Origin of the sequence: Rhizobium vallis, assembly GCF_003985155.1 — a bacterium.
Classification (GTDB): domain Bacteria; phylum Pseudomonadota; class Alphaproteobacteria; order Rhizobiales; family Rhizobiaceae; genus Rhizobium; species Rhizobium vallis.
On record NZ_ML133693.1, the window covers coordinates 181,040 to 204,936 of the forward strand.

Here is a 23,897-nt window from a genome sequence, read left to right on the forward strand (position 1 = left end):
ACATATGTTGCAATCCACCAAAGAAAGGTGTATCCGATGCCTATGCAAACCGGCCCTCTCGCAGATCAGATCGTCCAGGCCTTCGACACGATGTCGGAGCAGCTCCAGGCGGCGGCGCGTTATGTGCTGAACCAGCCGCGCGACGTTGCGCTTCTTTCCATGCGTGAGCAGGCGCGGCAGGCAGACGTGCAGCCCGCCACCATGACGCGTCTTGCCAAGCATCTCGGCCTTGCCGGCTACGAGGACATTCGCCAGCTCTATGCCGATGCCATGCGCAACGACGTGACGGGCTTTGCCGGCCGCGTCGGCGCGCAGGCGAAAAGCCAGAAGCTTAAGGGCGATCATGCGCTGGCGGCCGATATGCTGGGTGGTATCGCCGCGCAGGTCGGCCAGCTCTCGCAGCCGGCCGCACTCGATACCTTGGTCGCGGCCGCACAGCGGCTGAGTGCAGCGCGGCGCATTTATTGTCTCGGCCTGCGCTCCAGCCATTCGCCCGCCTGGCATCTCCACTACATCCTCTCACTCGCGGGAAAACATTCGATCATGCTGGATGCCATCGGCGGTATCGGTGCGGATGCGCTCGGCAGCGCGACTGCAGAAGACGTGATGGTCGCCGTCAGCGTTCTGCCCTATACGCGCCAGACGATCGAGATGGCCGATTATGTCGGCGACGCTGGCGTTCCGCTCATCGCGATCACCGACAGCCCCGTCGCCCCCCTCGCACAGCTCGCCGCCTGCACGATCGTGGTGCCGACGGAAAGCCCGTCCTTCCTTCACGCCATGTCGCCGGCCTTCGTCGTTGCCGAAGTGCTGGGCGCGCTGGTTGCCGGGCAGGCAGGGGAGACGGCGAGTGCGGCGCTCGCTGGCGTCGATCGCCAGTCTGCCGCCCTCAACATCCACCTCAAGACAAGGGTGAAGCGTCCGTGACCCGCATTCTGCATCGCGCCATCCATTCCCGCATACCGGTCGCCGTCGGCGGCCGAGGCATCGAGCTCTTCGACGCCGAGGGCAAGGCCTATATCGATGCCTCGGGCGGGGCGGCCGTCTCCTGCCTCGGCCACGCCCATCCCGCCGTCCTCGCAGCCTTGCACGAGCAGCTCGACCGGCTCGCCTACGCCCATACAGGCTTCTTCACGTCCGAAGCCGCCGAGGCACTGGCCGATCTTCTGGTCGAGGACGCGCCAGCGGGCCTCGGCCATGTCTATCTCGTCAGCGGCGGCTCCGAAGCGGTCGAGGCCGCGCTGAAGATGGCGCGGCAATATTTCGTGGAAAAGGGCGAGCCGCAACGCCGCCACATCATCGCACGCCGGCAGAGCTATCACGGCAATACGCTGGGCGCGCTTGCAGCAGGCGGCAACGAATGGCGCCGCGCCCAGTTCAAGCCGCTCCTGATCGAAACCCATCATATCGACCCCTGCTATGCCTATCGCCTGCAGGAGCCGGGCGAGAGTGACGAGACCTATGCCGCCCGCGCAGCGCAACAGTTGGAGGACAAGATCCTCGAGCTTGGTGCGGATGAAGTCATCGCCTTCGTGGCCGAGACCGTGGTGGGCGCCACGGCGGGTGCGGTGCCGCCGGTCGCCGACTACTTGAAGCGTATCCGCGCCATCTGCGATCGTTACGGCGTGCTGCTGATCCTCGACGAAGTGATGTGCGGCATGGGTCGCACCGGCACGCTGCATGCCTGCGAACAGGATGGTGTCGCGCCCGACCTGATGACCATCGCCAAGGGTCTTGGCGGCGGCTACCAGCCGGTGGGTGCGGTGCTGCTTTCGGACAGGATCTTCGAGGCGTTTTCGAACGGTTCAGGCTTTTTCCAGCACGGCCACACCTATATGGGCCATCCGATGGCGGCCGCGGCCGGTCTTGCCGTGCAACAGGTCATTCGACGTGAGAACCTGCTGGCCAATGTCGTCGCCATGGGCGATGAGCTGGAGCGCCAGCTCACCGAGCGTCTCGGCAACCATCATCATGTCGGCGATATCCGCGGGCGCGGCCTGTTTCGTGGTGTCGAACTTGTCGCCGACCGCGCCAGCAAGCGGCCCTTCGATCCGAAACTCAAGCTCAACGCCCTGATCAAGAAAGAGGCGATGGCGCGCGGGCTGATGGTCTATCCGATGGGCGGCACCATTGATGGACGTCTCGGCGACCATGTGCTGCTCGCCCCGCCCTTCATCGTCGACCGCCCCGATATCGGCCGCATCGTCGAGCGGCTGGGCGACGCGATCGATGCCGCCACAAGCGCTCTTCCAAACGCATAACCAAGCAAAAGGGGAACTACCATGAAACTGCGTTCAATTCTGTTTGCCGCTTTCGCCACCGCGATCGCTTTTGCGCCAAGCGCCCGCGCCACCGACCTGGTGGTCGCCACCGACACGGCCTTCGTGCCCTTCGAATTCAAGGAAGGCGACAAGTATGTCGGCTTCGACATCGACATGTGGGATGCCATCGCCAAGGAGATCGGCGTCACCTACACGCTTCAGCCGATGGACTTTAACGGCATCATCCCCGCACTGCAGACCAAGCAGGTGGATGTTGCGCTTGCCGGCATCACCATCAAGGACGAGCGCAAGAAAGCGATCGACTTCTCTGACGGTTACTATGACAGCGGCTTCCTGCTGATGGTGCCGGTCGACAGCGCCATCAAAAGCGCCGACGACCTCAAGGGCAAGATCCTGGCGACCAAGACCGGCACGTCCGCGACGGATTACGCCAAGGAGCACTTCAAGGATACAGAACTGCGGCAGTTTCCGAATATCGACAACGCCTATCTGGAACTGCAGACCGGCCGCGTCGATGCTGCCATGCACGACACGCCGAACGTGCTCTACTATGTGAAAACGGCCGGCGGCGGCAAGGTGAAGGCCGTCGGCGAGCAGATGATGGCCCACCAATACGGCATCGGCTTCCCGAAAGGCAGCGAGCTGGTCGCCAAGGTCAACGCCTCGCTTGCCAACATGAAGAAAGACGGTCGCTACTCAGCGATCTACAAGAAGTGGTTCGGGACCGAACCGACGCTCTGACGCTTTAGCCGGGCGCGCCGGCGTCGCTGACGCGCCCTCCTCACGCCGGGGAGCAAAATTATGGAATTCGACTGGTCCGTCATCGGCGAGGCCATGCCCGCTTTGCTGAGCGGCGCACGCCTAACCATCCTCATCACCATCGCCGGTCTCGTGGGCGGCCTCATTGTCGGCTTCGTCGCCGGCCTGATGCGCGCCTATGGCAATGCGGCCCTGAACGCCATCGCCTTCGTCTATGTCGAGCTTATCCGCGGCACGCCGATCGTCGTGCAGGTGATGTTCATCTATTTCGCGCTGCCTGTGCTGGCCGATATCCGCGTCAATCCGATGACTGCTGCGGTGACCGCCATCATCGTCAATGCCGGGGCTTACATTGCCGAGATCGTCCGCGGCTCCTTCCTTTCCGTCCACAAAGGTCTGAAGGAAGCGGGACTCGCCCTCGGTCTGCCCATGTGGAAGGTGCTGGTCTATATCATAGGACCGGTCGCATTCCGGCGCATGATCCCGCCGCTCGGCAACCAGTTCATCGTCAGCCTCAAGGATACGTCGCTGTTCATCGTTATCGGCGTCGGCGAACTCACCCGTCAGGGCCAGGAGATCATGGCTGCCAATTTTCGCGCGGTGGAAATCTGGAGCGCGGTGGCGGTCCTCTACCTGCTGATGACCGGAACCCTGACGCTGGTCCTGCGCGTCACCGAAAAGAGGATGAGGATCCTATGAGCATCGTGGAGTTTCGAAACGTCACGAAGACCTTTGGCCCGGTCGTGGTGTTGCGCGAGGTCGATCTCAACATCGACAAGGGCGAGGTGGTCGTGCTGATCGGCCCGTCCGGCTCCGGAAAATCGACGCTGCTGCGCTGCATCAATGCGCTGGAGGAGATCAATGGCGGCGATCTTGTCGTCGACAATATCAGCGTCAAGGCGGGCCGTTCGCAGGTGCGCATGATCCGCCAGGAAGCCGGGATGGTCTTCCAGCAGTTCAATCTCTTCCCGCAGATGACGGCGCTCGAAAACGTCGCCTTCGGCCCCCGGCGCGTGCGGGGCCTGAGCCGTCTGGAAGCGGTGGAGCAGGCGAAAGCCTTGCTGGCGAAGGTGGGCCTTGGCGACCGCGGTCACCACTACCCCTCCGAGCTTTCCGGAGGCCAGCAGCAGCGTGTGGCGATTGCCCGGGCGCTTGCCGTCAAGCCCAAACTGATGCTGTTCGACGAACCGACCTCCGCACTCGACCCGGAACTGCGCCACGAGGTGCTGCGCGTCATGCAGGCGCTCGCCGAGGAAGGCATGACGATGATCGTGGTGACGCACGAAATGGCGTTTGCCCGCCAGGTCGGCACGCGGCTCATCTTCATGGAGGACGGCAAGATTTCCGTCGATGGCAAGCCAACCGACCTGCTCGCCAATCCGGAAAATCCACGCCTGCGGGAGTTCCTACAGCATGTCCACTGACAACCGGTTGGGCTTCATCGAGGTCGCCGGCACCCCACACGATGTCGGCATCCAGCTTGGCCGGTTCGGTCGGGACATAGCGCATCGCCATCTGATAGCTGGCCATGCCTGGGCCTCGGTCATGGAGTTTCGCGGCGACCCGCGGGTGGCCGGGATGCGCGGACTGGTCGAAGCCCGTTTCCCCGCCTATTGGGCGGAGCTGCAAGGCCTCGCCGTCGGCCTGGACCTGCTGTTTGATGACGTCTTCCTGTGGAACTGCCGCGGTGACGTCTGGGCCTTCGCGCCGGATGGCTGCACGACGGTGCAGATACCGGGGGACGAACCGATCGTGGCCCACAATGAGGACGGCGATCCTGGCTTCCGCGGCCATTGCGCGCTCGCCCATGTCCGCCCCGAGGGCGGTGTCGCCTTTACCAGCTTCGTCTACCCCGCCTCGATCCCCGGCCATACTTTCGCCGTGACCGAGGCCGGTCTCGTCCAGGCCGTCAACAATATCCGCTCGCGTGACGTCGGCGTCGGCCTGCCGCGAATGATCCTGGGTCGCGCCCTTTTCGATTGCCGCACACTCGACGAGGCCTCACGCCTGCTGGAGACGTCGGATCGGGCGGGAGCCTTTCACATGACGATCGCCCAGCAGGGCGATCCACGCCTGCTCAGCGTCGAGTTTACCCACACGTCCTGCGCTATGGCGATAGTCGACGGGCCGCAGTGCCATGCTAATCACCTGATCCACGGGAATATGCGGGACGAGCGGCAAGTCATCACCGGGTCCTCCCGATCACGTCAACAGCGTGGCGAAGTCCTCCTCGCCGAGGCGGCTAACGCATCGCCGGATCCGCTCGACATCCTTTGGGATAAAAGCGTTTCGACGCTTCCGATCTATCGTGCGCAACCTGATGACCCCGACCACGAAAACACGCTTGCCACCGCCGTCTTCCGCGTCGGTCCCCAATCGATCGACTGGACGGTTTACGATCAAGCCGGCGATCCCCCACGCTTCACGATGAACGGTGCGCTGACACCGCACTGAACGTCGCTGCGATGGACCTCCCCAATCCTTAGCCAATCTTCGCCTCTGCCGAAATTCGGGGTTTCTGCGGATATGCCTGAAATATATTTCATCATGTGAATTATATTGACATAACTCCGTCGTTGCGATTACCTGCCCATACCGGACTTCGAGGAGGAACTCCGGTCTTCAATGGATCATCGGCAGCCGCTGAGGCGCCGCCGGATATTTGGGAGGGGCTTCGGCCTCGAGGAGGAAACTTGCGCAGATTTCTAAGCACGACCGCATTGGCGGTCCTTGCATCGACGCTTTATGCCGGCGTGGCCAGCGCGGACACGGATAATCCGTTCCGCTGCAAGCCCGGCGAAAAATACGTCATGAATGTCATGGTATCGGGTGTTGAATATTGGTTCCCGGTCTATGAAATGTTCAAGCAGGCCGGTCAGCAGCTCGGTTGCGAGACCGCGTACACCGGCACGCCGGAATATGACGTCAACAAGCAGATCGCGACTTTCGACCAGGCACTGGCCCAGAACCCGGCCGGTATCCTTGTTCATCCGATGAATTCCGACCCGTTCATCGAGCCGATCAACCGGGCGATCGACCAGGGCACGGCGGTCGTCACCTTTGCAGCCGATGCGCCGCTCTCCAAGCGCATCTCCTTCATCACGTCGGACAATACCCGCGAAGGCACCTATGCGGCCGACGCGATTGCCGAAAAGATGGGTGGCAAGGGTGAATACGCCGTTCTGGAAAATCCGGGCCAGGACAATCACGACAAGCGTATCGCCGCCTTCATCGCCCGAATGGAGGAAAAATATCCGGATATGAAGCTGGTCGGCCGTGCGGCGTCCAACCAGGACCCGAACAAGGCCTATCAGGGCCTGATGAGCCTGGTGCAGGCACATCCGAACCTTGGCGCCGTCTTCATGCCGGAAGCGAACTCGGCCATCGGCGCTTCGCAAGCCAACAAGGAAAGCGGCGGCAAGATCCTGGTGATGTGCGCCGACGTCAACGCCAACATTCTCGACATGATCAAGGCGGGCGAAGTGTTCGGCTCGATCAACCCGAACCAGGGCATGCAGGGTTACATGGGCTTCATGCTCCTGTGGCTTGCCAAGCACCCGGAACTCATCGACCCGATGAACGACGCCAAGCGCGCCGGCTTCAACCCGATGAGCATTCCGGTCGTCGACAACGGCCTGTCGATCGTTACGGCCGAGAATGCGGACGACTTCTACTGGGACAAGTACCTGAAGCGGCGGGGCACCAAGGGCATCGAGGAGTAAGCCTTCGTGTCGGCTGTCCGGGGCCTGAAGCTCCGGACAGCCACTGCGAGCTTGAGGAGGAGATTATGGTGGCGTCGGTGCCGGTCCTGGAAATCCGCAATGTCAGCAAGCACTTCGGTGCGGTGAAGGCGTTGATGGATGTGAGCTTCACCCTTGAGAAAGGCGAGGTCCATGCGCTTTGCGGCGAAAACGGCGCCGGCAAGTCGACGCTGATGAACATCATTGCCGGCGTGCTGCAGCCGAGCGAGGGGGACGTTCTCGTCGATGGCGTGCCGGTCAAGGTGACGTCGCCGGCCGTGGCGCAATCGCTTGGGCTTGGCCTCGTGCATCAGGAAATCGCGCTTTGCCCCGATGCGACGGTGGCCGAGAACATGTTCATGGCCGCGACCAACCGCCGCCGCTCACCTTTCATGAACTATGGCAGGCTGGAACGGGATGCGCAGGTCGTGATGGACCGCCTGGCGCCGATCGATGTGCGCCGTAAAGTCGGCGACCTGTCGATATCAAGCCAGCAGCTTGTCGAGATCGCCAAGGCACTGACGCTCGATTGCCGGGTGCTGATCTTCGACGAACCGACGGCGGCGCTGACGGAATCGGAGACGCAGATCCTGTTCGGAATTATCCGCGACCTCAAGGCGCAGGGTATCTCGATCATCTATATCAGCCACCGCATGGCCGAAATCTTCAGCCTGTGCGACCGGGTCACCGTGTTTCGCGATGGCCGCTATGTCTCGACGGAGAAGGTGGCGGAGTTGACGCCGGATGATGTGGTACGCCGCATGGTCGGGCGCGAGATCACCCAGCTCTATCCGGAAAAGCAGGCGCCGGCGGAGCGGACCGATGAGACCATTCTAAGCGTTCGCGATCTCGGCGACGGCAGCCGTTTCACGGATGTGAGCTTCGAACTGCGCAAGGGCGAAATTCTCGGCGTCGGCGGGCTGATCGGCTCGGGCCGCACCGAGATCGCCGAAGGCATTTGCGGATTGCGGCCGGTCATCACAGGCGAGGTGCAACTGCATGGACAGCGGCTGCGGGCGCGCTCCTATGCGCAGGCCACGCAGGCGGGCCTCGTCTATCTTTCAGAAGACCGCAAGGGCTCCGGCATCTTCCTCGATCTTTCCATTGCCCAGAACATCGCCGTCCTCGATTTGAAATCGCTGACCGGACGACTGGGACTGCTGAATTCCAAGGCCGAGGCGGATCGTGCCCGCGATCTGGTCAGGCGGCTCGGCGTGCGGATGGGGGGCATCGACATGCCGGTCTCGTCGCTGTCGGGCGGGAACCAGCAGAAGGTGGCGATTGCCAAGCAACTGGCGGTCAATCCCAAGGTCATTTTGATGGACGAGCCGACCCGCGGCATTGATGTCGGCGCCAAATCGGAAATCCACCGGCTGCTGCGCGATCTCGCCCGCTCCGGCATCGGCATCGTCGTCATCTCCTCGGAACTGCCGGAGCTTCTCGGTCTGTGCGACCGGGTGCTGGTCATCCACGAGGGCACGGTTGCAGGCGAGGTCGAGGGCGAGACGATGACGGAAGAAGCGATCATGCGGCTCGCGTCGGGTATCGGCGGTCACGATAATTTAAAGGCATCAGAGCATGCCGCTTGAGGAAAAAGCAAGGGCAGGAGACAAGGTCATGGCGGACGCGACATTGGCAACGGCACATCAAGCACGCGCGCCCGGCTGGAAGCGGCTGGGAACGATGCGCGAGGCGGGACTGATCGCGATCATCCTGGCGCTCTGCATCGTCATGAGCTTTGCCTCGCCGCATTTTCTGACGCTCGGCAACTTCCGGGCAATGTTGATGTCGTTCTCGGTGGAAGGGATCGTCGTCGTCGGCATGACCATCCTGTTGATCGTCGGCGGCATCGACCTGTCGGTCGGCTCGGTCGTCTGCTTCTCGATGGTGCTGTCGGGCTCGCTGTTCCTGATGGGGCTCGATCCGTGGAGCGCATCCCTGATCGGGATCGTTGCCAGTGGCCTGATCGGCTGCGTCATGGGCTTTTTCGTCACGGTCGTCGGGCTAAACCACTTCATCACCTCGCTTGCGGCGATGGTGATCGTCCGTGGCGTCTGCCTGATCATCACCAAGGGCACGCCATTGTCGCTGTTTACCTTGCCGCCTTCGTTCAAGGCGGTGGGGCAGGGCACGTTCTACGGCATTCCCTATGTGATCCTGATCTTCGTTGCGGTCGTCGTGCTGTTCGATTTCCTGCTGCGCCGGGCAACCGCCTTCCGCAAGGTGTTCTACACCGGCAGCAACGAGAAGGCGGCGCTCTATTCGGGTATCAAGACCAACCAGGTGAAGTTCTGGGTGACGGTGCTCTGCGCCACGCTGTCTGGTGTTGCCGGGGTGATCTACATGTCACGCTTCGGCGCCGCGACCCCCACCTTCGGCGTCGGCATGGAGCTCAACATCATCGCCGCTGCGGTGATTGGCGGCGCGTCGCTGAATGGCGGTTCCGGCACGATACTGGGGGCAATTCTCGGCATTGCCCTGCTGTCGGTCGTCACAAGCTCATTGATCCTGCTCGACGTGTCCGTCTATTGGCAAGACATGATCAAAGGCTGCATTCTGCTTGCCGCCGTCTCGATCGACCATTTCCTGCACAAGCGGAAGGCTGCCTGATATGCCGATAGCCAAACTCAAACCCGCAAACGCGCCGCGCGAGGAAATCGTCATCGCGCGGCAGATGCACCAGGCCCTGGTCCTACATTTCCTCGAAGGACTGACGCAGGCGCAGATTGCCGATCAGCTCGGCATCTCGCACGCCACCGTCAACCGCCTGATCAAGCGCGGCCGCCAGCTCGGTCTGGTCGAGATCAAGATCAAGTCGCCGGTCGAGCCGTTGGTCGATATGGAGGAACAGCTCCGGGCGCTTGGCGGCATCGGCCGCGCCGTGGTGGTGCCGACAGTGTCCGACAATCCGCAGACAGCACTTCAGGCGGTCGGCGAAGCGGCCGCACGCTTGCTGCTGGAAGAGATCATCGACGGCGATACGATCTGCATCACCGGCGGTAAAGGCGTGAGCGCCGTCGTTGCCGGTCTGCATCCGCCGCGTCGTTTCGACATCGAGGTCATTCCGGCAACCGGCTGCGTTCAGGGTAAGCACTATACCGACGTCAACCATGTCTCGACCTTGATGGCCGACCGGCTTGGGGGGCGCTCCTATCAGATCCACGCGCCGCTCTTTGCCGACGATGCCGAGCAGCGGGCGATGCTGATCAACATGCGTTCCGTCGCTGACGTGTTCAAGCGGGCGCGCGAGGCGAAGGTGGCGGTGGTCGGCATCGGCTCGATCCTGTCGGACGATTCGAGCTATTACGACCTGCATCCCTCCTCGAGCACCGACCGCGCCGCGATCGAGCGATCCGGCGCCTCCTGCGAATTGCTGGCGCATCTGCTCGATGATCATGGCCAGGTCTGCGACTACAGCCTCAACCGTTCGCTGGTGTCGCTGACGCTGCCGGAATTCGCTTCGATCCCCACCAAGATCGGCGTGGCGAGCGGACCGAACAAGGCAGGCCCGATCCTCAGCGTTCTCAGGGGCAATCACCTGGATACGCTGGTGACCGATGAGGCGACGGGTGCCCGGGTGCTGGCACTGGCGAATGGCGAGGGAAAATGGGCATGAGTGGACAGCAATTGACACGTGAGATCGGCAAATCCGGGGTTTCCGCCTCGGCGGTCGGCCTGGGCACCTGGGCGATTGGCGGCTGGATGTGGGGCGGGACCGATGAGGCGGAATCCATCGCCGCGATCCAGGCATCGCTCGATGCCGGCGTGACGCTGATCGACACGGCGCCGGCCTATGGGCTTGGACGTTCGGAAGAGATCGTCGGCAAGGCACTGGCCGGGCGCCGCGACAAGGCTGTGATCGCCACCAAATGCGGCCTTGTCTGGCATACGCAGAAGGGCCGTCATTTCTTCGATCAGGAGGGCAAGCCGGTCCACCGTTATCTCGGCCGCGACGCGATCCTGCATGAGGTGGAGGAAAGCCTGAGACGGCTCGGGACCGACTATATCGACCTCTACATCACCCATTGGCAGGACCCGACGACCCCGATCGAGGAAACGATGCGAGCGCTGGAAGACCTGCGCATATCAGGCAAGATCCGGGCGATCGGCGCAAGCAATGTCAGCCCCGACGATCTCAACGCCTATATCGCTGCCGGTGGTCTCGATGCGATCCAGGAGCGGTTCAGCATGATCGACCGCGAGATCGAGGCGGAGCTTCTGCCGCTGACCAAGGCCAACGGCGTTGCGACGCTCAGCTACTCGTCGCTGGCGCTGGGGTTGCTGTCCGGCGCCATCGGTGCGGACCGTGTTTTTTCCGGCGACGACCAGCGAAAGGGCAATCCGCGCTTTTCGGTCGATAACCGCCGTAAGGTAACGGCGCTTGCCGATGCCATCCGACCGGTCGCCGAAAAACATGGCGCTAGCATCGCCCAGACCGTAATTGCCTGGACGCTGGCGCAGCCCGGCGTGACCTTTGCGCTCTGCGGGGCGCGCAATCCGGCACAGGCAATCGACAATGCGCGGGCCGGGACCATCCGGCTGGATGCGGCCGATCTTACCGCCATCGATACGGCCATAGCGGCGAAACTGACTGACATGGACAGGTAGCGGATCGCCATCATGAAACGGGAAGAGATATTGGACGGGCTTCGCCAGAGCCCGAAGGTGGACGTGTGTATCATCGGCGGCGGCATCAACGGCATCAGCGTCTTTCGGGAGCTGGCGCTGCAAGGGCTGAATGTGCTGCTCGTCGAGAAGCACGATTATTGCTCCGGTGCCAGTTCGGCGCTGTCGCGCATGGTGCATGGCGGGCTTCGCTATCTCGAAAACGGCGAATTCAAGCTGGTGCAGGAATCGCTGGTCGAGCGCGATCGGCTGCTGCGCAACGCGCCGCATTACGTCGCACCGCTGCCGACGACGGTGCCGGTGTTCGATATTTTTTCCGGCCTCGGCAATGGCATCGTCCGCTTCCTCGGCCTCAGCCGCCACCCGAGCCGCCGTGGCGCTGTCGCCATCAAGGCCGGCCTCAGCATCTATGATTTCCTGACCCGCAAACGGGCGCTGATGCCGCGCCACCAGTTTCGTGGCCGGCGCACGACGCTTGCCAAGTGGCCAGCGCTCAATCCCGACATCAAAAGTTCAGCCACCTATTTCGACGCTTGGGTCAGCCATCCCGAGCGGCTGGGCATCGAGCTTCTGCAGGATGGTCTTTTGGCCAAGGTCGGTGCGATGGCGCTGAACTATGCCGAAGTGCGGCGGACAGAAAACGGTGAGTATCGCGTCGAGGACCATATAGGCGGCGCGTCCGTTGCCGTCGAGCCGGCACTCATCATCAACGCCACTGGCGGCTGGATCGACATCGCCAATCAGACCCTGTTTTCGCCGGAAGCGCGGCCCTCGCCGCTGATGGGCGGCACCAAGGGCTCGCATCTGATCATCGACAATACAGACCTGCGCGATGCGCTTGCCGATCATATGATCTACTATGAGAACGAGGACGGGCGGATCTGCATCCTGTTTCCCTATCTCGGCAAGGTTCTCGTCGGTTCCACCGATATCCGCGTCGATGATCCGGAAATGGTGCGCTGCGAGGCGGACGAGCGGGACTATATCCTGCAATCGCTCGCCTTCGTGCTGCCTGATATCACCATCCGGCCGGAGCAGATCGTTTTCCAGTTCTCCGGCGTGCGGCCGCTGCCGGCCAGCACCGACAGCTTTACCGGCCGCATCCCGCGCGATCATTTCTGCACGGTGCTGGAGCCACCCGAGGGCGGTCCACCGGTGCTTTGCATGATCGGCGGCAAATGGACGACATTCCGGTCCTTCGGGGAACTGGCGGCCGACATGGCTCTGGAAAGGCTCGGCAGGCGGCGGCGCGTTACGACAAGCGATCGGCAGATCGGCGGCGGTCGGGCATTTCCCGCCGACCCGGCCGCCTGGCTAACGCAGATGGCGGCCGGCAAAGGCCTTTCCGGACGACGCATGACTGAGCTTTTTGCCCGATACGGCACGGATGCCGAGGCGATTGGCGGCTTCATCGCGGCGGGCGCCGATGCAGCGCTGCCGCACCCCGGTTACTCCGCGCGCGAATTGCAGTTCCTGATCCGCGAGGAAGCCGTGGAACATCTCGACGACCTGCTGTTGCGGCGCACGACGCTTGCCGTATCCGGCGAGCTTTCACTCGACATGATGGATGCCGCACTCGACCTTCTGGCGCAGGAAAAACACTGGACACTCGCGCGGCGCACCGATGAGCGCGACCGTTTTCTCACCCTTCTCAACGAACGCCACGGCGTCGACGAAGACATGCTTTCCGCAAGGAACGAACCAAGGAGCACAGAATGCGACACAACAGCAAAGTCCGGATGAACCGGCTATTCGGCGGCGGCCGCTGCCTCGATGTGGCGATCGATCACGGCGTCTGCAACGAACCGTCCTTCCTAAGCGGGCTGGAGGACATTCAGGCCGTGGTCAAGGCACTGGTCTCTGCCGCGCCGGATGCGATCCAGATGAATTACGGCCAGGCGGACCTACTGCAAGACGTGCCCGGCAAGGACAAGCCGGCTCTGGTCATGCGCATCGACATGGGCAATCCCTATAACCGCATCCGCCACCGCGACATGTGGGCGGTACTGCAGAACGAGGCCGAGCCGTTGATCGGCGCGCTCGAGATGGATGCAGCCTGCGTCGTCGTCAACCTGTTCATGCTGCCTGATGAGCCGGACCTGTTCCGCCAGTGCGTCCAGAATATTTCCCGCGTGCGGGCCGATTGCGACAAGTATGGCATGCCGCTGATGATCGAGCCGCTGGTGATGCAGCCGGTCAGCGAAAAGGGCGGCTATATGGTCGATGGCGACGCGGACAAGATCGTTACGTTGACGCGGCTCGCCCGCGAGATGGGCGCGGATATCGTCAAGGCGGATCCGACCACCAATGCCGAGGACTTCCACCGGGTGGTGGAAGCCGCCCGATGCCCGGTGCTCGTGCGCGGCGGCGGCAAGGAAGATCTTCGTGCCGTCTTCGACAAATCGGCGGCCTTGATGCGACAGGGTGCTGTGGGCATGGTCTATGGCCGCAACATCTATCAGCACGCCAATCCGAGTGCGGTGGTGCGCGGGCTGATGGCGATCGTGCATGAGGATGCGACCGGCGAACAGGCGCTTGCGCTCTACCAGCAGGGCTGAGGTGTGATTTCGAACCTTGGGGGATTCTGCATGGGAGACTATCTTTTGGGGCTCGACGCCGGGAATACCGTCATCAAGGCGGTGATTTTCGACCGGCACGGCAACGAAATCGCGGCTGCATCCGAAGAGGGGCATAGCCGCATGCCGAGCCCGGGGCATGTCGAACGGGGGCTGGACGAACTCTGGACGAATGCACGGCACGTCATCCGTGCCTGCATCGAAAAGGCAAAGATTGCGCCGGAGGAAATCGCGGCGATCGGCTGTGCCGGGCATGGCAACGGCCTCTATGCGCTTGATCGCGATGGCGCTCCGCTGCTCGGCATCCAGTCGCTCGACACGCGGGCGGCCGGGCTGGTCGACGAATGGCGAGAGACCGGCATCGGAGACCGGACCTATCCGATTGCCCGCCAGCGTCCATGGCCGTCACAGACTCCGACATTACTTGCCTGGCTTAAGCGACACCGGCCGGAACTGTTCAACCGCATCGGCACGGTGTTCTTCTCCAAGGATTTTGTCGTCAACCGCCTGACCGGCCGCCGTGTCAGCGAGGTGTCCGACATGTCGGGGGCCGGTCTGCTCGATCTTGCGGCTCGCCGCTACGACAAGGCGCTGATGGAGGCCTATGGACTGGGCGACTGCATGGAGCTCTTGCCGCCGTTGATCGAAAGCGCCGACATTGCCGGCACGGTGACGGAAGAGGTGGCGATGCAAACCGGGCTCGCCACCGGTACGCCCGTGGTCGGCGGGCTGTTCGATGTCGTTGCCTCGGCGCTCGGCTCCGGCGTTTCGCGCACCGGCAGCGCCTCGATCATTGCCGGCACCTGGAGCATCAACCAGGTCATCATCGACGGTCCCGATCTCGACGGGCCGGTCTTCATGTCCTCGACCTTCGATCGCACGCGCTACATGGCGATGGAAAACAGCGCCACCTCGGCTGCCAATCTCGAATGGTTGGTGCGGGAGTTCTTCGACGGCGAACATGCGGAAGGCGTTTCGCCTTTCGATGCCTGCTGCGCACTGGCCGGAGCAATCAGGCCCGCGGCAGACGATCCCCTCTACCATCCCTATCTCTATGGCGCCCAGCAGGATGGCCACGCGCGCGCCGGCTTCTACGGCATTGCCGGCTGGCACACCAAGGGGCATCTCGTTCGCGCGCTTCTCGAAGGTGTGGCCTTCGGTCATCGCCAGCACATCGAGACGATCCGAAAGGCGGGTGCGATCTTCAACGAAGCCGTGCTGTCCGGCGGCGGCTCGCGCAGCCTGATCTGGCCGCAGATTTTTGCCGATGTGCTTGGCGTTCCCGTCAGCGTTGCCAGCTCGCGCGAAACCGGCGCGTTGGGGGCGGCGATTGCGGCCGGAACCGGCGTCGGTATCTTCGCCGACTTCGGCGCTGGTGCTGCGGCCATGGTGCGCTCCGAACGGCAGTATCGCCCGGATGTCTCCCTTCAGGCACATTATGCGCGGCGCTACGCTCTCTATCAGGATATCGGCGAGGCAATGGCACCACTCTGGCGGCGTCTGACAGCGGTCCCGCCAGCAGCAGCGGGAGTGACGGCATGAACATGCGTGAGAACGCTGCGGCCGTTGATGCGGGTAGCTACGACTACATCATCGTCGGCGCGGGATCGGCGGGCTGTGTTCTGGCCAACCGGCTGTCGGCCGATCCGAAAAACCGTGTCCTGCTGCTCGAAGCCGGCGGCAGCGACCGGTATCACTGGGTGCATGTCCCGATCGGCTATCTTTACTGTATGGGCAATCCGCGCACCGACTGGATGATGAAGACGGCGGCAGAAGCCGGGCTGAACGGCCGGTCGCTGCCCTATCCGCGCGGAAAGGTGCTGGGCGGCTGCTCGTCGATCAACGGCATGATCTACATGCGCGGCCAGGCGGCCGATTACGACGGCTGGCGGCAGGCGGGTAATTCCGGCTGGGGCTGGGACGACGTGCTGCCCTATTTCCTGAAATCCGAGGACAATTATCGCGGCAAGTCGCGGATGCACGGGGCAGGCGGCGAATGGCGGGTGGAAAAGCAGCGGCTTTCCTGGCCGATCCTCGATGCCTTTCGCGATGCGGCCGAAGAACTCGGCATTCCAAAAACCGACGATTTCAATGACGGCGACAATGAGGGCTCAGGTTATTTCGAGGTCAATCAGCGCGGCGGCCTGCGCTGGAACACGACCAAGGCCTTTCTGCGCCCGGCGATGAAGCGGACCAATCTGCGTGTCCTCACGTGTGCCGAAACCGAGCGGCTGGAATTCGACGGCAGGATGGTGAGCGGCGTGCGCTTCCGGCTGAACGGGCAGGGCCATCTGGCGCGCGCCGGCCGCGAGGTCATTCTGTCTGCCGGTGCGATCAATTCGCCTAAGATCCTGGAGTTTTCCGGGATCGGTCGCCCCGACGTGTTGTCCGCTGCCGGACTTGATGTCACCCATGAACTTCCGGGTGTCGGCGAAAACCTTCAGGATCATCTGCAAATCCGTACGGTTTTCCGCATCGAGGGCGCAAAGACGCTGAACCAGCTCTATCACAACCTGTTCACCCGGGCGGGCATGGGGCTTGAATACATGCTGCGCCAGTCCGGGCCGCTGTCGATGGCGCCGAGCCAGCTCGGTATCTTTGCCAAGAGCGATCCGGCTGTTGCGACCGCCGATCTGGAATATCACGTGCAGCCGTTGAGCACCGACCGGCTCGGCGAGCCGCTGCACAAATATCCCGCCGTCACCGTCTCCGTCTGCAATCTGCGGCCGGAAAGCCGAGGAACCGTGCATATTGGTGGCCCGGACCTTTCCTTGGCGCCGGAAATCCGTCCGAATTATCTTTCGACCGCCCGCGACCGGATCGTTGCGGCGAAATCGATCCGGCATGCCCGCCGGCTCATGCAGGCAGACGCTATTCGCAAATACTGGCCGCAGGAGATGTTGCCGGGCACGGAATATCAGAGCGACGAGGACCTGATCCGTCGCGTCGGCGATATCGCCACGACGATCTTCCATCCGGTCGGCACCTGCAAGATGGGCAGCGACACGATGGCGGTCGTCGATCCGCAATTGCGGGTGCATGGGCTCGCCAAACTGCGGGTGGTCGATGCCTCGATCATGCCGACGATCGTCTCGGGCAACACCAACTCACCTGTCATCATGATTGCCGAGAAGGCGGCGGAGAACATTCTGTCACGGACATAAAGAGCCGCCTTTTGGGAGCCTAGGACGATTCGACTATGGCCGAGCCGCGGCTGAAACTGTAGAAGAGTTTTGCGGTGGCGTAATCGTCTGCTTGGGTGCCGCGGAGTTGAGCGTATATGGTCTCTTTTTGGAAGGCGTCACCTGCGATTGCAGCGGTTTCCCTGGGACTGACATTGATCGATGCTCACCCAGGAATGAGTGAGGACCCGGCGTCGGCGAAGAGCCAATGGATCGTCACCCTCGGTGGTTCCGTCGAATACGGTCCGTCCTATGAAGGGTCGAAGCATCTTTCCGTCAGCGGCATGCCCTCCTTTGATGTCAGGCGCCTGGGAGATGCGGCGGAATACAGCGCTCCCGACGACAATATCGACTATGGTCTGTTTGACATCGGCGGTGTCGAGATCGGCCCGGTTATCGGCCTGAGAGGCGGGCGGTCGCCGCTCGAAGATTCCGACTTGCAAGGCCTGCGCCGAGTACACTGGAATTTCGATGCCGGCGTCTACATGCAATATTGGCCGATAGAGGATCGCCTGCGCGTGCGGGGCGAAACGCGTCAGGCGCTCTGGGGCGGCGACGGCCTGCTTGCCGATCTCTATCTCGACTGGTTTCAGCCGCTTGGGGATCGCTGGCTTCTGTCTGCCGGTCCGCGCCTGTCTCTGGCGGACACCACCTATATGCGCAACAATTTCGGGGTTTCGGCCACTGACGCCGCCGGCAACGGGCGCGTCGATGCGTTTGGCGCAGGTGGCGGTATAAAATCGATCGGCTTCACCGCGGCAGCGACCTATACGCTGTCGCCGGCCTGGAGCGTGCAGGTCTATGACAAATACAGCCGCCTGGTCGGCGATGCCGCCGACAGTCCGATCACCTCGAAGATCGGCTCAGCCGATCAAAACGTGATCGGCTTTGCCCTCAACCGTTCCTTCCAGATCGGCTTCTAAGCACTGCGCCGCAGTGTTCTCATGTGCCCCGATGTAATCGCGAGTCACCGGAAGGATGTCATTACGCTTGGTCAACTGGATCTGGAAAACCACCAGGTCCTCGTAGCGGAACGCTGCTTCCGCGCTGGCAAGGTAATATTCCCACATCAGGCAGAAACGCTCATCGTAAAGCGCTGCAGCCTCGTCCCATCTTGCCATGAAGCGTCTTCGCCACTCCGCCAGCGTCCATGCATAATGGAGGCGCAGCACCTCGATATCGGTGACGTAGAGGCCGGCCTTCTCGATTTCCGGGATGATTTCGGACAAGGCGGGAATATAGCCGCCGGGAAAGATATATTTGTCGAGCCACGGCGTGGTGAAGCCAGGCGTCGCCGAACAGCCGATCGTATGCAAGACCATCACGCCATCGTCGTCCAGCAGTTCCACGCATTTTTTGAAGAAGGCGCGATAGGATGCCAGCCCGACATGCTCGAACATGCCGACCGAGACAATCCGGTCGAAGCGTCCCGTCAGGCTGCGGTAGTCTTGCAGCGCAAACTCGACCGTCGCCGAGCTTTCCCCGCGTTCAGCGGCCCGTTTTATCGCGTAGGCATGCTGCTCTTCCGACAGCGTGATACCAAGCACATGGCCACCGCGTGCATGACCAGCCATATGCAGGGCCAGCCCGCCCCAGCCGCAACCGATATCGAGCACCCTGTTGCCGGGGGCGATCTGCAGTTTGGCGGCGAGATGCCGTTTTTTGGCAAGCTGCGCGCCATCGAGCGACTGGTCGGGGCTTTCAAAATAGGCGCAGGAATATTGCCGGTCCGCATCGAGAAAGAGCTCGTAGAGCCGTCCGTCGAGATCGTAGTGATGCGCGACATTGGCTTTCGAACGCGTCGGCAGATTGCGGTGGCGGAAGGTGCGCAACCGGGTGCGGGCGCCATCGATCAGCCGGGCGACAAGGGGATGCCTGGCGTTCTGCGCCTCGCGCAACATCATTGCCAGGAAGTCGAAAAGTGAACCATGTTCGACGAGAAAGCGGCGGTCCAGGTAGAGTTCGCCGAGCCGCATATCGGCATCGATGAGGAAGGCCCATTGCGCGGCAAGATCGGCAAAGCGCACATGCACCCGTTCACCGGATGCGTCACCAAAGGACAGCAGACGGCCATTGGACGTGGTAACGTCGAGGCAACCGTGCGTGACGATGCGGGAAAGCGCCCGCGCCATGATCCGGTTGGTGAAGGCCGCTGCCGCAGCGCCGATCCTGTGGAGGATGAAGCCTTGTGCCTGCGCCATCACCGCTCCTTGCCAAGATGCGCGCGGGGCAGGGCGTGCCCGCTGCTAGGGTCATCGGCCGCGCGCGTCGCCTCCGATGCGCCGGCGATCATCCAGACGCCAGCAAGGATCAGGCCGCTGCCGACAATCTGGAGTGCGACGATCGGCTCGCCAAACATCAACCAGCCGCTCGCAATGATCAGGACATAGCTGATGCCCGAGAGCGGAAAGGCCCTGCTGAGGTCGAGCTCGGCCAGAATGGTCATCCAGACAAAGAAGCAGACGACCTCGACGACGAGGGCCGCCAGGATCCAGTGCGAGGCAAGTGCGTCGTGCAGCAAGGTCGCGCCCTCGGCACCGCTCAACTGCACGGCGCCGAGCTTCATGAAAACTTGAAACAGCGTGTTGAGGACAGGCACGGCAAGCCATGTCAGGCGCATCGACGTCATCACTTGGCCTGCTCTGCGGAAAAAAGCGGGGAGACCAGCCGCAGCAATGTCTGCAGCACGGGATTTCGGTGACGGAAGAACATGGTGTTGGCCGTCAGCTGGCTGCCGAGCCGCACCTTGTTTTCGTAATATGCCTGTCCGCTCTGGTATCGACCGAGACCGCTGTCGAGACAGTAACGCAAATTGGTGAACCAGCTCAGGAAATAGAGATTGTAGGGCCGTCCCTGTTCGCCATCCATGCAGAAGAACTTGTCGATCGCGACGCGATCGTCATGAACGATGAGATTGGCAGCCAGCAGCTCGTCCTCGACAAAATAGAGGACGCAGAACGAACGGCCGCGCATATGGGTCAGTATCCCCTCGAAATAGGCGGGCGTCAGCTCTTCGAACTGCCATTCGCTGCGATTGCGCGTATCGTGGTAAAGCGCCATGATACGTGGCAGCACGTCACCCACATCCGTTCTGATTTCGACCCTGACGGCGTCGAAGGACTTCATCTTGCGCCGCATATCCTTGCGCGTGCCCGCAGACAGCCGGGCCATGTATTCGTCGATCGTCCGAAAATCGATATCGAGCCAGGCGGATGGCAGGCCGCCGATTGCGGCATAGCGCCGTTCTGAAAACAGGGTGCCGAACTCCAGCGCGCCCGGCGCGGGAATATCCTTAACCCCCATCAGCGCGCAGCCTTCCCGAGCCGCAAGACTTTCGAAGGCGTCGAGCAATTCGCCGAGCAGTGCCTCACGACGTGCCTCGGGCACCTCGGCATGAAAGCCTATGACGCCGTTTTCGGTGCACGGCGAGCCGAGGCAGGCAAGCCGCAGCACCAGGAAACCTGAAACGTGTCGTCGCACGCGGCGGATCAGCCGGCGCGGCAAGCCCTCTTCCAGTGTCGTGTCCAGCGGATAGGGGCAGAGGAACGCCGGCATGGCGGCGCTGATCCTTCCGTTCTCGACGATCGTAATGTAGCGCCAGTCGAATTCACCGATGCCGGCGTCTTCGATCGCAAGCAGGCAATCATAATCTTCGACATGGCCGCGGTAGCAGGCATTCCAGGCTTCGCGGCCGATGGCGCGGATCGTGTCGTAGACCTGTGCAACCGGCCCGCCATCTTCGGCGGGAAACTGTCTATAGGCGAGCTTCAGCATAGCCTGCCTCAAAGAAGTTGGCGGTGAATTCCGCGACCTGTCGATGCTGGCGGTCGAGATGGATCATATGGTAGCTGTCCTTGATCCACTTGAGTTCATGCGGCCCGCCGATGTGATCGGATATGTAAAGCGCATGCCGGGGGTTGCTGAGATCGTCCTCTTCGGCGTGGAGGATCAGGGTTGGCGTCCGGATCTCAGGCAGGGTTCCGCGCAGCGCCTTGCCCAATCGATACATCTCGACGATGCCGCGGCCGGGGAATTTCTCGAGCATGCCTTCGCCCGCCATGTCCTCGACGAGGCGGCGCATGCGATCATCCTTGATGCCGAGCGATTGGTTTTCCCTGAAATTGAGGCGATCGAGAAACGGCACCCGCGACAGCCAGCCGATATGCGGCGACAGCATCGTATAATGTCGCGGAACGTCCCAGCCGTCGTAGTGGAAGCAGGGCGAGTAGATCGCCACCGCCTTGATCAGGTCCGGCCGGTGCTTGGCAGCCAGCAAAGACAACTTGCCGCCGACGCAGATGCCGGCGGCAAAAACCGCCTGCGTGCGCGCCGCCAGGAATTCGGATCCGCGCACGACGCTTGCCAGCCAGTCTTCCCAATGCGTGCTGCGCAGCGTCTTGATATCTTCGCCATGACCGGCCAGCAACGGCGCGTGAACGCTGTAGCCGCGCCGGTTGAGCCGGCGCGCCACGAGCTTCATTTCGGCCGGGGCGCCCGTCAAGCCGTGGATCAGCAGCACACCTTTGCCATTGGTTCCTGGCAGGAAGAAGCTCAACTGCTCAGACCTCATGCCGAAGCTCCATCTCGCGATTTTCCGGAGCCATGAAGCCGAGGGCATGGCAGGTGCTGATGACATGCGTGCCGGCCTTTTCCTGTTCTTCCCTGATCTGTTCGTGCAGTGCCGCAAGCTTCGTCCAGTGGGTGCGCGGCCGGTAATGATGTTCGGCATGGTAACCATTGCCGAACCAAAGCCAGTTGTAGAACGGCTTGTGGCTGCTCACGCCCCAGGCAATCGGTTCGTCCGGATCGCCATGCAGGTGTTCGTAATAGCCGTTGAGCGACGACAGGCAATTGCCGGCATAGTAAAACGGCACGAAAAACAGCACGGCCTTCCAATCGTAAATCAGCGCGATCGCCGCCAGGCCGAGGAAAGCAAGCAGTTCGAAACGGCCCCATGCGGCATCGAAAGGACGGTTCTTGGCGATGGCCATGTGAATATCGCCGAGACTGTCGCGGAAGAAGCTCTTCAGCGTGTAGGACCAGACATTCTCCGGCTCGCCGTTCTGGCCGTAGCGGTAGATCGACAGCAGATCGATCGTACCGCCCTTATCGTCCGGCCGGTCGCTGTTGCCGGAGTGATGGCGCAAATGCACCCAATGGTAATAGGTCTGAGAAAAACCGATCGCCACCGACTCCAGCAGGCTGAAGCCGTAATTCATCCAGCGCGGCTTGAAATACGGCGTGTGGATGAAATTGTGTGAGATGCTATTGATGTTCCAGGATATCGATACGGCATAGAGGCAACCCAGGATCGCGGAGATCCAGAGCGGCCTGCTTTCGAAGCCGACGATCAGGTAGACGTCAAAGACGAGATGCGCGAAGGCCGCAAGCACGGGGGCGACATCCCATCTGGTATGAGCAAAGATTTTCATAGTCCGGTTGCTCCCACGCAGGCCACGCCGGCGGTAATGAGAAACACGCCCGTCGCGTGGCGAAGGTTGATCTTTTCTTTGAAGACGGCCGCGCCGGCGACCACGGTCCCAACATAGCTGAGCGCCATCAGCGGAAAGGCGATGGTCAGCGGCACGCGGGCGAGCACCGCCGTCCAGGCAAGCAGTTCGATCGCCCAGAAGGCGATGCCGAGCCAGGTCAGCGGCTTGACCAGGGTTGCCAGAATGGCGTTGTCGCTGGCCGCCTGCTTGAAGCAGACCTCGCGGGCGGTTTCCGCGACCACGCAGAACAGGATCAGGCCGAACATCGGCAAGGTGAGGCCGCCGGTCATTCCATCGCTTCCGCCAGGACTTCCAGCAACGCGTGATTTGCGGCGCTGTTGATGTTGCGCACGGCGTCCGCCGCCTGCCGAAGCCGTGGCTGATCGATGAAGATTTCCGCCTGCTTCAGGAACCGGGTCTTGAGGCCGCCGGCGTAGCTTGGCGCCGAATAATCGCCGATGACGTCGGCGCCAATGACGCGATGGCGGCTGCCGATCTCGCTGATCAGCGCCATCAGATAGGGCAGGCGCATGCGGCCCTGGTCCCAGTTGGTCACGGCGTCATCGGCGGCAAGCACGTCCTTGTCGATCGTGAAATAGACCGCCTCGGTGCCGATGCGGCTGAGGATGAGGTCGATGAAATTCTCTTCGCCGATCTCGGAGATGGAATTCCAGTGCAGGGCGCGCCCATCCTGCCGGTAGCTGGCGCCACTGCCGTATTCGGCAGAGACGCGGCTTGGCGGATGCTCGTAAGGGTAAAGCTCCAGCTTGCCTTCCCTCAACCAGCGCAGATTGGCTCCCTTGCGTTCGGGATTGCGCAGGTCGTGGCTGCAGACGCCGACCGTGACGACCTTTTCTATCTTGGGGTTTGACAGGGCGCTGTTGATCCACGAGCCGCAGTGCATGCCGCCCTCGAAATTCACCCAGTCCGGGTGATTGTCGAAATGAACGAGGGTGGTCGAAACCGGCCGCCGTTCGAGGGCCGTATCGAGAAGCAGAGCGGTCACATGGTGGAAATCGCCCGAGCCCATGAAGGCAAGCTGTGGTCCCCTGCCTCGAGAGGGCAGCGATCGGGAGATGTCCCGACCAAGTTCGGAAAGCATCTTCTGCCTGCCCCACAACCTGATTGCACTGCCGCCCCGCTTGTCGACGTGGTGGCACGCGCCTGCAAGTGTGCAGGCGCGCACGAAGTCCGGCTGCAACTCCAAAGCATCGTCGAGATGAAGGAGGAGAAGCTGCAC

Annotated in this window: 23 protein-coding genes; 16 read left to right on the forward strand and 7 right to left on the reverse strand. The window is 62.2% G+C overall.

Going from position 1 to position 23,897, the window contains the following annotated elements; all coding sequences use genetic code 11:
- The first annotated feature begins 42 nt into the window (after window positions 1–42).
- From EFQ99_RS22090 to EFQ99_RS22165, 16 genes are all read left to right on the forward strand, one after another.
- Window positions 43–927 (forward strand): MurR/RpiR family transcriptional regulator, encoded by an 885-nt coding sequence (locus tag EFQ99_RS22090; protein WP_126923511.1) that lies wholly within the window; start codon window positions 43–45, stop codon window positions 925–927.
- Entirely contained in the window at window positions 924–2,261 is a 1,338-nt protein-coding gene (locus EFQ99_RS22095) for an aspartate aminotransferase family protein (RefSeq protein ID WP_126923357.1), read from the forward strand. The genes EFQ99_RS22090 and EFQ99_RS22095 overlap by 4 nt, the downstream gene beginning before the upstream one ends.
- 21 nt (window positions 2,262–2,282) lie before the next feature.
- Window positions 2,283–3,023 carry a glutamine ABC transporter substrate-binding protein GlnH gene (gene glnH, locus EFQ99_RS22100; protein WP_126923358.1) on the forward strand — a complete coding sequence of 247 codons (741 nt, stop codon included), beginning with the start codon at window positions 2,283–2,285 and terminating at the stop codon, window positions 3,021–3,023.
- Window positions 3,024–3,083: 60 nt separating this feature from the next.
- Complete coding sequence (glnP, locus tag EFQ99_RS22105; RefSeq protein WP_126923359.1) at window positions 3,084–3,740, forward strand: glutamine ABC transporter permease GlnP; 657 nt, start codon at window positions 3,084–3,086, stop codon at window positions 3,738–3,740.
- On the forward strand, window positions 3,737–4,465 hold the full coding sequence (gene glnQ, locus EFQ99_RS22110) for a glutamine ABC transporter ATP-binding protein GlnQ (protein WP_126923360.1): 729 nt from the start codon (window positions 3,737–3,739) through the stop codon (window positions 4,463–4,465). The genes glnP and glnQ overlap by 4 nt, the downstream gene beginning before the upstream one ends.
- Window positions 4,455–5,495, forward strand: a complete 1,041-nt coding sequence (locus EFQ99_RS22115; protein WP_126923361.1) for a C45 family autoproteolytic acyltransferase/hydrolase — start codon at window positions 4,455–4,457, stop codon at window positions 5,493–5,495. The genes glnQ and EFQ99_RS22115 overlap by 11 nt, the downstream gene beginning before the upstream one ends.
- A gap of 239 nt (window positions 5,496–5,734) precedes the next feature.
- A complete protein-coding gene (locus tag EFQ99_RS22120) occupies window positions 5,735–6,763 on the forward strand; it encodes a substrate-binding domain-containing protein (protein WP_126923362.1) in 1,029 nt (342 codons plus the stop codon).
- Window positions 6,764–6,828: 65 nt separating this feature from the next.
- The gene (locus tag EFQ99_RS22125; RefSeq protein ID WP_126923363.1) at window positions 6,829–8,370 is read left to right on the forward strand and encodes a sugar ABC transporter ATP-binding protein; all 1,542 of its coding nucleotides are present in this window, start codon (window positions 6,829–6,831) and stop codon (window positions 8,368–8,370) included.
- Window positions 8,371–8,398: 28 nt separating this feature from the next.
- On the forward strand, window positions 8,399–9,391 hold the full coding sequence (locus tag EFQ99_RS22130; protein WP_126923364.1) for an ABC transporter permease: 993 nt from the start codon (window positions 8,399–8,401) through the stop codon (window positions 9,389–9,391).
- Window position 9,392: 1 nt separating this feature from the next.
- Window positions 9,393–10,397, forward strand: coding sequence for a sugar-binding transcriptional regulator (locus tag EFQ99_RS22135; protein ID WP_126923365.1), 1,005 nt, complete (start codon window positions 9,393–9,395; stop codon window positions 10,395–10,397).
- Window positions 10,394–11,389 carry an aldo/keto reductase gene (locus EFQ99_RS22140; protein WP_126923366.1) on the forward strand — a complete coding sequence of 332 codons (996 nt, stop codon included), beginning with the start codon at window positions 10,394–10,396 and terminating at the stop codon, window positions 11,387–11,389. The genes EFQ99_RS22135 and EFQ99_RS22140 overlap by 4 nt, the downstream gene beginning before the upstream one ends.
- Before the next feature lie 12 nt (window positions 11,390–11,401).
- Complete coding sequence (locus EFQ99_RS22145; RefSeq protein WP_126923367.1) at window positions 11,402–13,150, forward strand: glycerol-3-phosphate dehydrogenase/oxidase; 1,749 nt, start codon at window positions 11,402–11,404, stop codon at window positions 13,148–13,150.
- Entirely contained in the window at window positions 13,123–13,965 is an 843-nt protein-coding gene (locus EFQ99_RS22150) for a class I fructose-bisphosphate aldolase (RefSeq protein WP_126923368.1), read from the forward strand. The genes EFQ99_RS22145 and EFQ99_RS22150 overlap by 28 nt, the downstream gene beginning before the upstream one ends.
- Before the next feature lie 30 nt (window positions 13,966–13,995).
- Window positions 13,996–15,525 carry an FGGY-family carbohydrate kinase gene (locus EFQ99_RS22155; RefSeq protein ID WP_126923369.1) on the forward strand — a complete coding sequence of 510 codons (1,530 nt, stop codon included), beginning with the start codon at window positions 13,996–13,998 and terminating at the stop codon, window positions 15,523–15,525.
- Window positions 15,522–17,147: a GMC family oxidoreductase gene (locus EFQ99_RS22160; RefSeq protein WP_126923370.1), complete on the forward strand. Its 1,626-nt coding sequence runs from the start codon at window positions 15,522–15,524 to the stop codon at window positions 17,145–17,147. The genes EFQ99_RS22155 and EFQ99_RS22160 overlap by 4 nt, the downstream gene beginning before the upstream one ends.
- A gap of 194 nt (window positions 17,148–17,341) precedes the next feature.
- Entirely contained in the window at window positions 17,342–18,088 is a 747-nt protein-coding gene (locus EFQ99_RS22165; RefSeq protein WP_245441554.1) for a MipA/OmpV family protein, read from the forward strand.
- Here the strand turns inward: EFQ99_RS22165 and EFQ99_RS22170 are convergent.
- The 7 genes from EFQ99_RS22170 to EFQ99_RS22200 are packed head-to-tail and all read right to left on the reverse strand — an operon-like array spanning window position 18,029 to window position 23,897.
- Window positions 18,029–19,366 carry an SAM-dependent methyltransferase gene (locus EFQ99_RS22170; protein WP_126923372.1) on the reverse strand — a complete coding sequence of 446 codons (1,338 nt, stop codon included), beginning with the start codon at window positions 19,364–19,366 and terminating at the stop codon, window positions 18,029–18,031. The genes EFQ99_RS22165 and EFQ99_RS22170 overlap by 60 nt on opposite strands.
- A complete protein-coding gene (locus EFQ99_RS22175) occupies window positions 19,366–19,794 on the reverse strand; it encodes a DMT family transporter (protein WP_245441555.1) in 429 nt (142 codons plus the stop codon). The genes EFQ99_RS22170 and EFQ99_RS22175 overlap by 1 nt, the downstream gene beginning before the upstream one ends.
- Window positions 19,794–20,939 carry a peptidogalycan biosysnthesis protein gene (locus EFQ99_RS22180; RefSeq protein WP_126923373.1) on the reverse strand — a complete coding sequence of 382 codons (1,146 nt, stop codon included), beginning with the start codon at window positions 20,937–20,939 and terminating at the stop codon, window positions 19,794–19,796. The genes EFQ99_RS22175 and EFQ99_RS22180 overlap by 1 nt, the downstream gene beginning before the upstream one ends.
- A complete protein-coding gene (locus tag EFQ99_RS22185) occupies window positions 20,920–21,735 on the reverse strand; it encodes an alpha/beta hydrolase (RefSeq protein ID WP_126923374.1) in 816 nt (271 codons plus the stop codon). The genes EFQ99_RS22180 and EFQ99_RS22185 overlap by 20 nt, the downstream gene beginning before the upstream one ends.
- Window positions 21,725–22,597, reverse strand: a complete 873-nt coding sequence (locus EFQ99_RS22190; protein WP_126923375.1) for a fatty acid desaturase family protein — start codon at window positions 22,595–22,597, stop codon at window positions 21,725–21,727. The genes EFQ99_RS22185 and EFQ99_RS22190 overlap by 11 nt, the downstream gene beginning before the upstream one ends.
- Window positions 22,594–22,947, reverse strand: a complete 354-nt coding sequence (locus EFQ99_RS22195) for a DMT family transporter (protein WP_126923376.1) — start codon at window positions 22,945–22,947, stop codon at window positions 22,594–22,596. Before EFQ99_RS22195 ends, EFQ99_RS22190 begins: the two co-directional genes overlap by 4 nt.
- The gene (locus EFQ99_RS22200; protein WP_126923512.1) at window positions 22,944–23,897 is read right to left on the reverse strand and encodes an arginase family protein; all 954 of its coding nucleotides are present in this window, start codon (window positions 23,895–23,897) and stop codon (window positions 22,944–22,946) included. Before EFQ99_RS22200 ends, EFQ99_RS22195 begins: the two co-directional genes overlap by 4 nt.